Genomic DNA, 12,114 nt, shown 5'->3' on the forward strand with positions numbered 1-12,114 from the left:
CACTACTCTACATATCCATAACGGGCATAGTATTTCTGGTAATAGTAGCGCCCATGATAGGACTCGTAGCGCGCGAGCGCCTTTGTATCGGCCTTGTTCAGGACGACGCCAAGCAGTTTGTCCTGGATCTCCGGTGCATTCCGCAGATTGTGCTTCACGACGTCTGTCTTGGTTTTGCCCCACTCGACCACAAAAACATAGGAGTCGACGAAGGGCGAGGTGACGCGCACGTCCACCACAGGGGCCATCGGCGGCATGTCCAGTACCACGTAGTCGTATTTCGAACGCAGCAAGCTTACCACGGCATGCATAGCCTTGGAGGCGAGGATCTCGTTTGTGTGCAGGAGCTTCGAAGTGGTCCCGGCCGGCAGCACCGCGAGGCCGGTCTGCGGATCCACGCTGACGGCATCTTCAAGCTGCACCTTCTGCGCGACCACGTCGACCAGCCCGATCTTCGCGTCGGGCCTCAGTGAACGCGACAACGATGGGTTGCGCAGGTCGGCATCGACCAGGATCACCTTGGCTCCTGAATGCGCCATGAGCTGAGCAAGATTGGTGGAGAGCGTGCTCTTGCCCTCGTTCGGCAGCGTCGACGTCACTGCTAGCACGCGGTTCTCACGTACAATGGAGTTGAGGTCGACCGCAACTTTCAGTGAGCGCACGGCCTCAGCAAAGCGAGAGAGTGGATTGTCGACTACATAGCGCAGGAGGTTCGCTTGCGGGTCGCTCTTCGACTTCGCTAATCTGCCGGCAAGGCCAACGGGCATGGCATCCCCGAGCGCCGGAAGGATCGCAATGCAGTTAGCGCCTAGCTGCGCCTCCACCTGGGATGTGGTTCGGAATACCTTGTCGGTGAACTCGCGCGCCAGAGCCACGCCAAAGCTGAGCATCAGCCCGCCGAGTAAGCTTGCCGCCAGGATAATCAACGTCTTCGGAGAGCTCTTCTTAAGCGGCGTGGTCGCGGCACTAATCACACGCGCCTCAGTGATCGGAAACGACTGCTGCTGCACGCTTTCCATATAGCGCTGCAGGAAGTTGTCGTACATCGCCTGGTAGGATTGTGCGTTACTCTCGAGCTCGCGCAGCTGCACCTGTGCCTGATTGGTGAGCTGCGATTCCGAAACGACGTTGGCGAGGCTTGACTTGATCGCCTCCTCTCGCGTCATCGCGATGTCGTAATCGCTCTTGTAGGATTCCTGGATCCGTTTCAGCTCGTCGATGATGTTCTTCTTGATCTCAGCCATCTGCCGGCGGAGGTTGACCGCGGCGAGGTGATCCGAGCCGTACTTCATCGCCCAGATCGATTCCTTGGAGGCCATATCGACATACTGGCCGCGCAGCTTGACGATGGTATCGTTCTTCAGCGCGTCCGCGACGCTGGCATCGGGAATTTCCTGCTTGAGGATGTCGTTGATGCGGTCCATCCGCGCTTTGGCTTCGGCGGTCGCCGCATGGGCCATCACGAGTTGGCTGTTCACTTCTGCGAGCTGTTGCTCGTTCATCAGCCGGCCGCCGGTATCGACGATGTTGTTTGCGGTCTTGAAATCCACTACGGCCTTCTGCGCGGCAGAGGCCTGCGTGCGTAACTCCCTGATGCGGTCCTGCAGCCAAACGCTAGCACGGCGAGTGGCCTGGTACTTGGCTTCTAGGGAGTCAACGATGTATGCGTCGGCGATTGCGTTGGCGATCTTCGCGGCCTTGGCCGGATCCTTCGAGGTGAAGCCGATCTCCATCACATAGGTGAGGCCGAGGCGCTTGATGGTGCGGCTCTTTTCGAAACGCTCCAGGGCCTTGCGCGTCTGCTCGAATTCGGAAGCCGCATGGCCATCCGAAAACAACCCGCTGACGGCGCCGACCAGCGTGCCAACCAGGCCGCCGCCGGTGCCTGTAAACTCCGGATCTTCGATCAGGTGCAGGTCGCGGATCACGGCGAGGCTGATATTCTCAGACTTCAAGATCTCGACCTGGGTTTCCACCGTCGCGGAATCGACCGCGATGTCGCCGAGCACTGATTGCTGCTGGAACAGTTGCACCTTGCGGGTGTCGATCACCATCGACGCAGTCGAGGTGAACAGCGGCGCGGCGGTGAAGAGATAGAGCAGCGCCAGGATCACGCAGGCCGAGACGATCGCGACGATGGTCGGGAACTGGCGCCTGATGATGTCGAGATAGGAGGTCAGCGTCTGCGACGGAGAGACGTCGGCCTCGGCGAAATCACGGTTGATCTCCGAGGTCGGCTTGTTCACCTGCAACATTGATCGGTTCCTGAAATCAGTCCGTGAAAGTTTGTTGTTTGGGAGTATCGATCCGGCAATGGCCCTGCGGCTTCAACGCCGCGTGTCCGCCCCGGGGCCTCGATTAAGCTAGCACAACAAACGCTGAAGTTGAATGTGATTGATGCAGCGCAATGCGGCTTTCCCGCAGGCAATTCGTGTGAAGCTTAACGGGCCGAAACGTGAAAGCGGCGCCCGATGGCGCCGCTTTCCTTGAGTCGTGAATGAAGGCACGCCGAAGGTTTGTCACCCCCGTGCGACTACGGTTACCGCGTGCTGATGCGGTTCGCAGCGTTTGTCGTGCCGGACACGCCATTCGAGGCGCCGGGACTGAACTGCGTCGCATAATGCAGACCGCCGAAGGTCGGCGCGCCGTTGTTTGCGCCGCCGGTGTTGCCGCCACCATTGACGGGGCCGCCCGCGCCGGAGCTGCCACCACCGCCGCCGCCGCCGGTCGCGGCGATTGCGACGTCGCCGGTCGCGGCCTGATAGGCGGCGATCACGTCGGCGTTGCCAGTGTTGGCGATCGCGCCCTGGATCTCATTGGCGAAGGCCTGGTCCGACTGCGCGGCCATGCGGGCGACCTGGGCGAGGCCGCCGACGATCGCGCGCATCTGGTCCTTGGTGGTCGCGGGATCCTTGAGGAGCGCGATCAGGCCCGGGAGCGTGGTCGGATCGGAGGCGCCGAGGTCGCGCACGCGCGAGATCAGCTGCGGGCCGCCGGTCGGATATTGCTGCAACAGGCTGTTGGGCGCGGCCTTGAAGTCGGAAATGACGGTGGCCGGCAGCTGGCGCTGCGGCGGGTAAACGGCGGCGCTGGCGGCCGAGGTGATCGTCGCGGCGAGGGCCGCGGCGGCAGCCATGCGAAGCGCAATCCTGATAACGCTCATAAATAGACCTCCAAAAATCAGCTGCCCCCGATATGCGTCCTCGGCCCCGGGCAAATGGCTGTGCTAGTTGCAGGAACCTAGCCGAAGAGAAAAGAGCTGTCCACTTATTCTAAAGACTTCGTAAACGGCACAACTGCTTCAAATCTAGACAGTTTTGTGAAGCTGCGGCTGCGCGCGCGGGGCGGCCTCGGCGGTTGCGCGGCGGCCCTCGCCTCGCCGGCTGGTAGTGTCCGCCTCGGCGATCTGGCGGCGCTCCTTGGTGCGGAAGGATTGCGCCAAGCCCGCGCCGAAAAGCGCAAAGAATGGAATGCTGTAGCCGGGCACCTGCAGCGTAAAGTCCAGGCACGAATGCAGCAGCGACAGCGTGGCGGTCGCCGCGGCCGCCAGCGGAATGATGGCATCGCGCCGGCGTCCGAACACGCCCCTTGCCAGTACCAGCAGCATGATGGCCCAGCCGAGCGCCACCAGCAGCGCCATGGGAATGCCCACCTCGGAGGCAAGCTCCAGCGGCGTCGAATGCGCGGCGTCCCAGATTCCGCGAATCGAGATGTTGGGACTGCGGTAGGGCGGGAAGGCCCATTGGAAGGTGCCCATGCCGGTGCCGAACCAGGGATTGTCGCCGATGATCCGAAGCGTCGATTTCCAGGCCTCGATGCGGCCCTCATCGACCAGGCCCTGGCTGTCGAAGCGGCTGGAGACGCGGCCGCCCAGGAGCTGCAGCAGGCCGAGCGCAACGGCGGCGCCCGAGCCGAGCGAGATCCAGATGCCGGTGCGCGGCGGCAGGTCTTTTCGCAGGAACAGCGTGAACGCGACGATCATCGCCAGCAGGGACAGGCCGACGCCGGCGCGCGAGCCCGTCATGAACATCGCCATCAGACAGATCAGCAGGCAGCCGAGCTGCGGCAGGATTTCCTTTGGCGGGATCGCGCGCAGATCGAGCGACAGGCGTCGCCATTCGATGTGGCGCTCCGGCAGACGGCGGCGGACGTCCTCCAGCATCAAGAGCATCCAGATCACCGCACAGGAGCCGAAATAGGCCGCCGCCGTGTTGCGGTTGATGAAGGTGCCGGTAACGCTGCCGAGATAGGCCGTCTTGTCCCGCCACAGGATCATGGTGGGCTCGATCAGGAACGAAAGCACGCCGTAGAGGGCATAGAGCGCGCCCGAGATCGCGATCACCCACAGCAGGCGGCGTGCGCGCTCGCGATCGGCCCCGACCGTGATGCCAAGGATGATGGCGAGGATGTTGGCGAGAGGCGCGCCAAGCGCGAAGAACGCCTCGTTCTTGACGATGGATGCGGACGGGGCAATTGGCACCCCCAACAGATCCGACGCCTGCTTCCAGATCGGCTGAAACGGCGCCACCCAGGGATGATCGGAGAGCTGCTCATGCAGCACGAAGGCATAAGCGGCAACGATCGCGCCGATGCCGGCGAGCAGCCACAGATGCGGTCGGCGCAGATCGCGCGTCGGCGCGAAGATCACCGCGATCCCGAGACAGAGGCACCAGAACGCGATCGACAGATCATTGGTCGAGCCGAACGGAAACGGCGCGCCGGCCACCACGAAGAACAGGATAAAGACCGCGGGCAAGCTCCACGACCAGCGAATCCTGGACCAGTCTATGTCGGGAGGCCAAAGGCGCATCGTGGTGTCTTGCGAGCTTTGCTTTAGCTTAGAAGAAGCAATCCATCGGATAGATCTTCAGGTCGACGTTGAGGCGGCTGTGCCTACTCTGGGCCCGGAACGCGTAGAATAGCCCAAAGCTATCGTTCCCCTGATCGAGTTTTATTCCGGGGGTTAATTCGTCGGGCGGGACCAGGACACCGATGTGCCGGTTGATCGCGGAAATCTCGATCCGGCCCTCCCCCTCGGCAAAATGCCCGCCGAGCTGGGTCACGGTGACCTTGGGCAGGCCGCGGCGCTGATGGCAGACCTCCTCTTCCCAGAGCTTCGTCTGCTGCACCAGCGGCTTTCCCGGGCCATCGGGCACGACGATGTCGGGAAAGGACGGGCGCAGCATGCCGAAGAACTTGCTCTCCTTGGAGTTCGCCGAGAGGCGGACGGTGAAGGACAGCTCGCCTCTGGCGCCCTTGAGGCGGGACAGGACGGGAGCATCAGGCTCGGCGGAAACCATCACGTCGATGCGGTGGCGGACGCCCATCTCCGCGGCCGCGCCGAGCGCCGGCCCGATCGGTGCGATCCCGAAGGCGAGCGGCACGAGAGCCAAAAGACGGCGAAACGTTCGAAAGCGCATGAAGCCCCTTGCAAGACCGCGGGGTGACCGATGACAGCTCCCGGGCTCGTCGCCACAGCAGAACCGCCTCGATTGCTAAACGAAAATGGCACCGGGACAAGGCCCCGGTGCCATCGCGTTTGGTCGATCAAGTCGGCGTCTTACGGCGCCAGCTTGATGTTGTTGCGGAAGATCAGCGCATCGTTGGCGAGGTTCACCGCGTCTCCGCCGGTCGCCATGATCACACGCAGGTAGTTCAGGAACTTGGCAACTTCGACGTTGCGCGAGTTCGAAACGTAGATGATGTCGCCGTTCTTCATCATGACCTTGGTCGCAAGGAAGAAGCCGCCCGGATCGCGGAAGTTGACGTTGAAGATGACCGGGATCGTCTCCGAGGTGTACTTGCTCACGTCGATGCCGAGCTGGGCCGCAACCTCGCGCGGCTCGCGGCGATAGAGGTACACGGACGCGGGATCGGCCTGGCCGTCCAGGAGACCACCGGCCTTGCCGACGGCTTCGCCGAGGTTGATGCGCCAGGCATCGAAGTTGAACTCGCCGCTCTGGCCGCTGGCGCCGAACGCCAGGAACTTCTGCTGTTCGCGATAGACGTAGATGCTGTCGTCGGGACGCACATAGACGTTGTTCTCGGGCGCCATCACGAGGTTTTCGAACGGCACGGTCGCCCGCCGTCCGCCACGCTCCAGCATGACCCAGGTCTCGAAGCCCTGGCCCTTGATGCCGCCGGCGCGGGTGATCGCATCGAGCACGCGATCCTTCGCACCCGCTGCGCTCGCCGGGTAACGCGCCGGCGAATTGACTTCGCCGAGCACGCTGATCAGCTGGGTGCGCTGCGAGGACATCGCCACGACCGCCTGCGGCTCGATGGCGCGGTTGCCGATCCTCTCGACGATCGCGCGCTGGATTTGGACCGCCGTCAGGCCCGCCGCCTTGATCTGACCGGCATAGGGCACGGTGATGAAGCCGTCATTGTCGACCGACTGATCCGGGATCGTCACATAGTTACCCGGACGGACGCCGGCTTCCGCCGGGATGAACAGACCGCCTGCGGCGGCTTCGAAGATGGTGACGCTGACGACGTCGCCAATGCCGAACACGATGCTGGCGGGCGGGCGGCGGTCGGTGAACACACCGGCGAGGCCCTTGGGCTCATGGGTGTGCAGGATCTTCACGGTTGCCGGATTGAGCGGCACCAGCTCGTACGCCGGCGCGTTTTCAGTCTGGATCTTGTTGTTGACGTCGTCCGTCAGCGGACCCGAGCCGGGATTGGTCGAGCAGGCTCCGAGCGCCAACGCGGCGGCCAGAAATGCTGGCTTGAAAAGATATGACTTGGCAAATGAATGCATGAATCGCGCGCCCCAGGAGACCCCAATTAGCCCTTGATTGGTACGGCCTAGGGGGTGGTGCGACAAGGGTTCCCGGTAGTTAACGGAGCGATCAGTCGGCTACTGTTGCGTGCGGGCCACTGTTTGGGGCTCGGTTTAAGTCTTTGTGACTATTTGTTGTATTTCGTGTGCCCGATCGGTGAGCAAACCGCCCGACTCAAGGGCTCGATGTGTCGGGCGCAAGACTTCTTGACCTCGCGGCCGTCTGCTAAGTCTGGGTTGTTAAGGATAGGAACTCCCCGTGTCTGGCCTCTTTCTGATCCCGCTGTTGGCGAGCTCCCTCCTTGGCGCGGCCGATCGCGCATGGGGCCCCGCCGTCCCCTGCCCTGGCAGCGCGGGGGCGTTGTGTCGCGGCGCGGCCGTCGTGGAGGTGGCCGCTCCTGCGTCCACGTCCGTTTGGAAATTCAGCCGGACCCAGGGGGCCAAGGACGGCGAGAGCTTCGCCGCGATCACGAAGACCGCGGATACCACCCAGTCGGACCCGGACTTCGCCGGCCTGATCGTCCGCTGCGCTCCGAAGGGCAAGATCGACGTGCTCGTGGCCTTGATCCGGCCCTTCCCGCCCCGCAGCCACCCCAAGGTGACCATTGCGGCGAGCAGCGGCGGCACTTTGAGCTTCGAAGGCAGCATGGCCGCGGCGGGCGCTGCCGTGCTGTTGCCCGACGAGGTCTCGGCGTTTGCCGCCGGCAAGTGGCAGACCACGGCCTCTCTGTCCGTGGTGGTCAGGGAAGGCGACAGCGAGATCAAGGGTCTGGTGGCACTGAACGGCTTGCGCGAAGCCTACAATTCGCTGCTGGCAAATTGCGGCCAATAGGCCGAATTTAGCCATACAACTTAAGGGTCTTTTTAGGGTGGGGAACCTAGGGTCCGAAGCACGGGGGAGTGTTTCGGATGACTGCCTTTTTGATTTTCAGCTTTCTCACGGGTGCCGTGCTGGGCCAACGCTTTCGCGTGTTCGTGCTCCTGCCGGTCACATTGGCGCTGGTGCTCACCATGCTGCCGGTCAGCATGATGACCAGCCTTGGCGTCCTTGAAGGCCTGAAGGCTGCGGTGTTCGCCGCCATTGCCCTCCAGGGCGGTTACCTCTTCGGTTCGGGGGCGCGCTTTGCCCTTGCCGCCGCACGCGCGACGCGCGTCTTCGGTCGACCGGTCAGGGCGAACCGCTGATCGTGACGCAGGCCTCTGTTTGAAAACGCACCGCTCGCTTGTATGGTGACCTGACCGTTTCAGGATTCGCTTCGAGCGCGCCGTTTGTCCCTCGCTTATTTTGCCCTCATCGTCTCCGTCGTTTCCGCTTCCGCTCTCGAAATCGCCGGCGCCACATTGGGGGCGCAGCTCGGGACGATGGCCGCTGCGCTAAGTCTGCTGGCCGCCGCCTTCAGCGCACGAAAGGCTGACTACGAGCACTATGTCCGTGCCACCTCCTGGGGCCGTTGGATCCTGATCGCGATTCCGCTGTGCATCGCGGCCCAGCTGATCCCACTTCCGCTGCGCCTTGCGCATCCGATCTGGGCCAGCGCCCACGAGGGTCTCGGCGGCCTCTCGTTCGGGCCGATCACCGCCGATCTCGGCTTGACCCTGAACGCATTGATGCTGGCGCTGGCAGCGATCGCGCTGCTGGGCGTGACGGTTGTGGTCGTCCGCGATCGGAGCCGCGCCGAGCTGGTCCTGTTTGTCCTCAGTGGCGTCACCGCCGTCGCGGCCTTGACGCTGGATTTGCATCGGCTCTCGCCGGCACTTGCGGGCACCGCAACGTCCGAGCTGGCGACAAGTTTGGCCGGCTTCGGCCTGATCCTGAATCTTGCGGTCATGCAGCTTGCCGCGGAGCGGGCCGAAACGCGTCATTCGCTGCTTCGCTCGGTCGTGCTTGGCCTGTTGGGTCTTGCGGGAGCCTTGATCAGTGCAGCCGCGATCTTTGCCTTTGCCGGGACCAACAATGCGATCGCGGCAGGCTTCGGCGTTGTGTTGATCCTGCTGATCCTCGTCATCCGCCGGCTTGATCTGTCGCCATTGGCGGCTGGTGCGTTGGCCGCGGCTGCGCTGATCGGGGCGGCCATTGTCCTGACCTTCCTGTTCGAGCAGAGCTCCGGGCCGATCCTCATGCGGCTTGTCCCCGACATGGGCGCGGAAACGCGCGCGGCGCTGGAGCGGATGCTGGCGGATACACGCTGGTTCGGCGCGGGCGCAGGGTCCTTTTCGGCCCTCGGCAGGATCTATCAGAGCGATGCCGGTGCGGCCTTGACGGCACCGTCGACGGCGACAGCGATCTTCGCCGGCATGGGAGCGATTGGTCTTGCCGTCGCGGTGCTCTCAGGCCTGATCGCTCTGGTGCGGCTGTTCTTCGGCGCTTTGCAGCGCGGACGCGACTCGTTCTTCCCCGCGGCAGCCGCGGCTTGTGTTCTGTTTGCGCTGGTTCAGAGCTTCGCAGGTCCCGGATTGCTGCACCCGGCAGCAATCCTCTGTCTTTCGATGATCGTGGGCCTCGGCCTATCGCAGAGCGTCAGCCAAGCCGGATCACGATAGAAGCCCGATCATCAGACCGCGCGATCGCCGAGCGAGGCCCAATAGTTCGGATTCTTGGGCGACTGAATGCGGACCCAGCGATAGGGCTTCTTCGACCACGGCACGATGTGGCCGGAGAGATTGTCCAGCACGAGGTCGCCGGAGAAAGTCCTCACCACCACCACGAGATGATGCTCGCCCCAGGTGGTGACGACCTCGCTGAGCAGCACCGAGCGCGCCGGAAAGCCCTTGGCGATCAGTTCGTGGCGTTTTGTCACAGCGTAGTCGTTGCAGTCGCCGCTTGCCGGATGCAGCAGCCACTTCTCGCCGCGCAGCCCTTCCAGATTGGCCTCAGGACGGATCGCGGTATTGACCCGCTGGTTGACCTCTTGCATGTGCGCCAGCCGCTCGGCCGTGAGCTTCAGCCGGCCGCCCCGGAACACGATCTGCTGCGGCCGCGGCCTGCACTCGTCCTTGTACTTCAGGCAAAAGAGAGTGAACGCCATCGGCGGCAGCGTCGGCTGGTCGAACTTGATGTACTGGATAGCCCCGCGCAGCCCCAAGGGTGCCCCGACAAAGGCGGCTTCCGCGTTCCGCTGCACCCCCGTAGCAACGACGATGGCGGCGACGGCCGCCAGGAACTTTACAACTTTGCGCATGTCGCGCTCCCCGTTCTTGTTGGGGAGACGCTACGCGAGACCTCTTGAAATACGGCTCAAAGGTCGCGCGATGCTTTAATCAAAATGCAGGCGCGTTGATCAGGGAGAATTAAGAATACCGATGTGTGACTTGTTCTGCTAAGAGCGGTCACGACGTTCCGCTCGTGACGCTGGATGCGATTCGACCGACCTGATGGGCCTTTCCTCACGCTTTCGCAAGAAGACCAAGCCGCGGCTTCCCGACGGCGTTCGCGTCTATGCCATCGGCGACGTGCACGGCCGCGCCGATCTGCTTCAATCGCTGTTAACCGTCATCGACGCCGATCTGTCCCGCTCCGCCCCCGAGCGCGCCATTCAGGTCTTTCTCGGCGACTATGTCGACCGCGGCCCGGACTCGCGCGCCGTGCTTGATCTGTTGATCGAACGCTCGAAATCGCACGAGACGGTTTGCCTGAAGGGCAACCACGAGGTGTTCCTGCTCGAGGTACTCAAGGACCCCGCCCGCCTGCAGGAGTGGCGGCACTATGGCGGTCTCCTGACGCTGGTCTCCTACGGCATCACACCGACCATGAATCCGTCTGCGGAGCAACAGGTCGAATTGATCGAAGGATTGAAGCGCGTGATCCCGCCCGAGCACCTCGCCTTCCTGCAGCAATTGCCCTCGTCCTTTACCTGCGGCGACTTCTTCTTCGTCCATGCCGGCATCAAGCCGGGCATCGCGCTCGAGCGCCAGAAGGACGAGGACCTGCTCTGGATCCGTGAAGAATTCCTCGCCTCCGAGGAGCGCTTCGGCAAATACATCGTTCACGGCCATACGCCGGTCAGCGCGCCCGATATCCGCCCGAACCGCATCAATATCGACACCGGCGCCTATGCGACCGGCAACTTGACGCTGCTGACGATCCAGGGCGATAGTCTGATGGCAATATAGGGTCCTCGCGTTCCTTTCAATTCTATGTTCGCTCCGCCCTCACAGGCCTCGTCGATTTCACCATGATCCGCATGATCCTGCTTCGCGTCGTCGGCGTTTGCGCCGCGGTCCTCTTGGCGCTTCATGCGGCCATGGCGTTCTACAGCGATTTCGTCCGGCCGGATTTTCGCGCCAGCGATTTGTTCTCGGGCGAGATTCCCCCTGAGAAGGCCAAGCTGGCGGCCGGCGGCGTTCTGGCATCGGTTTCGCTGGATGGCGAGCTGCTCGCGAATTACGCGGCGGCCAAGGCCGCTGACGTTCTTCATCGTCCTTCATCCGACGCGCCCGGCAGGGTCAGCGAGAACAAGGCGGCCCAGGCCGCCGTCGTCACGGCCTTGAAGATCTCGCCGATCAGGCCGGCGCTCTGGCTCACGCTGGGCACGCTGCAGGCCCAGGCCGGCGAGCCGGTCACACCCGCGGTGAAGATGTCCTACCTGACCGGATCGGTGCCGATCGACGTCGCCTTCGCGCGCGTCCGCACCGTGACCTCGAGCGCCGCCGCAGCCGACGAGGAGATCAGGCTGCTGGCGCAATCCGACATCCGCGCCGCGCTGGCCAATCGCTCCCGCTACGAGCCGCTGCTGATCGCGGCCTATGTGCAGGCAATTCCGCAAGGCAAGTCGCTGCTGCTGGAGACCACGAAAGTCAGCGATCCCAAATTCAACGAGATCTTGCGGCGGTACTGACTAGCGCACCGATTTCGGGCTGACCGGCACGAAATCCTGATCGCGGCGCGGCTGGTCGGGTCTTCCCTGGTAGACGAACATGCCCTTCTTGGTCTTGACGATGTCGCCTGGCTGCAGGCTGTCGTCGTGAAGCAGGCGTTCGGTCGCGACGAGGTCCGGATCTTCCGGAATCGGCTTGTAGAGCTCCGGATGCTCGCGCCGCTCCCGCGCAACCTCTTTGGCACGGCGCCGCGCCTCCTCGATGCGCTGCCGCCATTCGTCGCGCGAGACTTCCGGCTCGCTCGGCGGAAGATAGTCGCGGAGCGCGGGCTCGGGGTCGCTCTGAGCAAGACACACGGACGGATTGATGAGACCAAGACCGAGCGCGCCGGCAAGGGTCAGGACTGCGCCAGCCCGTGCCGTCAGCCGGCGTCCGTCATCTGGCAATTGATCGGTTCGCATATCGACAAATCCAAAAGCACATAAGAACGACGATCGGCCGGAAACATTCGGCGC

Annotated in this window: 12 protein-coding genes; 5 read left to right on the plus strand and 7 right to left on the minus strand. The window is 63.3% G+C overall.

Annotated features, from left to right (window positions below; translation table 11 throughout):
* Window positions 1-2 precede the first annotated feature (2 nt).
* From N2602_RS30990 to N2602_RS31010, 5 genes are all read right to left on the minus strand, one after another.
* Window positions 3-2,255, minus strand: coding sequence for a polysaccharide biosynthesis tyrosine autokinase (locus N2602_RS30990; protein WP_260380438.1), 2,253 nt, complete (start codon window positions 2,253-2,255; stop codon window positions 3-5).
* Between the two features lie 284 nt (window positions 2,256-2,539).
* A complete protein-coding gene (locus N2602_RS30995) occupies window positions 2,540-3,163 on the minus strand; it encodes a hypothetical protein (protein ID WP_260380439.1) in 624 nt (207 codons plus the stop codon).
* Window positions 3,164-3,307: 144 nt separating this feature from the next.
* Window positions 3,308-4,756, minus strand: a complete 1,449-nt coding sequence (locus tag N2602_RS31000) for an O-antigen ligase (protein ID WP_260380440.1) — start codon at window positions 4,754-4,756, stop codon at window positions 3,308-3,310.
* 82 nt (window positions 4,757-4,838) lie between these two features.
* Window positions 4,839-5,420: a hypothetical protein gene (locus N2602_RS31005; protein ID WP_260380441.1), complete on the minus strand. Its 582-nt coding sequence runs from the start codon at window positions 5,418-5,420 to the stop codon at window positions 4,839-4,841.
* 140 nt (window positions 5,421-5,560) lie between these two features.
* Window positions 5,561-6,763 carry a polysaccharide biosynthesis/export family protein gene (locus N2602_RS31010; protein ID WP_260380442.1) on the minus strand — a complete coding sequence of 401 codons (1,203 nt, stop codon included), beginning with the start codon at window positions 6,761-6,763 and terminating at the stop codon, window positions 5,561-5,563.
* A gap of 280 nt (window positions 6,764-7,043) precedes the next feature.
* Between N2602_RS31010 and N2602_RS31015 the strand changes: the two genes are divergently transcribed.
* From N2602_RS31015 to N2602_RS31025, 3 genes are all read left to right on the plus strand, one after another.
* Window positions 7,044-7,616: a hypothetical protein gene (locus tag N2602_RS31015; protein WP_260380443.1), complete on the plus strand. Its 573-nt coding sequence runs from the start codon at window positions 7,044-7,046 to the stop codon at window positions 7,614-7,616.
* A gap of 77 nt (window positions 7,617-7,693) precedes the next feature.
* Window positions 7,694-7,969 carry a hypothetical protein gene (locus tag N2602_RS31020; protein WP_260380444.1) on the plus strand — a complete coding sequence of 92 codons (276 nt, stop codon included), beginning with the start codon at window positions 7,694-7,696 and terminating at the stop codon, window positions 7,967-7,969.
* Between the two features lie 84 nt (window positions 7,970-8,053).
* Window positions 8,054-9,325 (plus strand): hypothetical protein, encoded by a 1,272-nt coding sequence (locus N2602_RS31025; protein WP_260380445.1) that lies wholly within the window; start codon window positions 8,054-8,056, stop codon window positions 9,323-9,325.
* An 11-nt stretch (window positions 9,326-9,336) separates the two neighbouring features.
* Here N2602_RS31025 and N2602_RS31030 read toward each other — a convergent pair whose 3' ends face one another.
* Window positions 9,337-9,963 (minus strand): transglutaminase-like cysteine peptidase, encoded by a 627-nt coding sequence (locus tag N2602_RS31030; RefSeq protein WP_260380446.1) that lies wholly within the window; start codon window positions 9,961-9,963, stop codon window positions 9,337-9,339.
* A 193-nt stretch (window positions 9,964-10,156) separates the two neighbouring features.
* Between N2602_RS31030 and N2602_RS31035 the strand changes: the two genes are divergently transcribed.
* Complete coding sequence (locus N2602_RS31035; RefSeq protein WP_260380447.1) at window positions 10,157-10,894, plus strand: metallophosphoesterase family protein; 738 nt, start codon at window positions 10,157-10,159, stop codon at window positions 10,892-10,894.
* A gap of 62 nt (window positions 10,895-10,956) precedes the next feature.
* Window positions 10,957-11,619, plus strand: a complete 663-nt coding sequence (locus tag N2602_RS31040; RefSeq protein WP_260380448.1) for a hypothetical protein — start codon at window positions 10,957-10,959, stop codon at window positions 11,617-11,619.
* Here the strand turns inward: N2602_RS31040 and N2602_RS31045 are convergent, their stop codons facing one another.
* Window positions 11,620-12,060 (minus strand): hypothetical protein, encoded by a 441-nt coding sequence (locus tag N2602_RS31045; protein ID WP_260380449.1) that lies wholly within the window; start codon window positions 12,058-12,060, stop codon window positions 11,620-11,622.
* Window positions 12,061-12,114: the final 54 nt, after the last annotated feature.

The organism is Bradyrhizobium sp. NC92, assembly GCF_025200865.1.
GTDB lineage: Bacteria > Pseudomonadota > Alphaproteobacteria > Rhizobiales > Xanthobacteraceae > Bradyrhizobium.

Excerpts from the sequence above, each read along its gene's own strand:
- N2602_RS30990 (WP_260380438.1), bottom strand. The coding sequence starts at position 2,255 with ATGTTGCAGGTGAACAAGCCGACCTCGGAGATCAACCGTGATTTCGCC.
- N2602_RS30995 (WP_260380439.1), bottom strand. The coding sequence starts at position 3,163 with ATGAGCGTTATCAGGATTGCGCTTCGCATGGCTGCCGCCGCGGCCCTC.
- N2602_RS31005 (WP_260380441.1), bottom strand. The coding sequence starts at position 5,420 with ATGCGCTTTCGAACGTTTCGCCGTCTTTTGGCTCTCGTGCCGCTCGCC.
- N2602_RS31010 (WP_260380442.1), bottom strand. The coding sequence starts at position 6,763 with ATGCATTCATTTGCCAAGTCATATCTTTTCAAGCCAGCATTTCTGGCC.
- N2602_RS31020 (WP_260380444.1), top strand. The coding sequence starts at position 7,694 with ATGACTGCCTTTTTGATTTTCAGCTTTCTCACGGGTGCCGTGCTGGGC.
- N2602_RS31030 (WP_260380446.1), bottom strand. The coding sequence starts at position 9,963 with ATGCGCAAAGTTGTAAAGTTCCTGGCGGCCGTCGCCGCCATCGTCGTT.
- N2602_RS31035 (WP_260380447.1), top strand. The coding sequence starts at position 10,157 with ATGGGCCTTTCCTCACGCTTTCGCAAGAAGACCAAGCCGCGGCTTCCC.
- N2602_RS31040 (WP_260380448.1), top strand. The coding sequence starts at position 10,957 with ATGATCCGCATGATCCTGCTTCGCGTCGTCGGCGTTTGCGCCGCGGTC.
- N2602_RS31045 (WP_260380449.1), bottom strand. The coding sequence starts at position 12,060 with ATGCGAACCGATCAATTGCCAGATGACGGACGCCGGCTGACGGCACGG.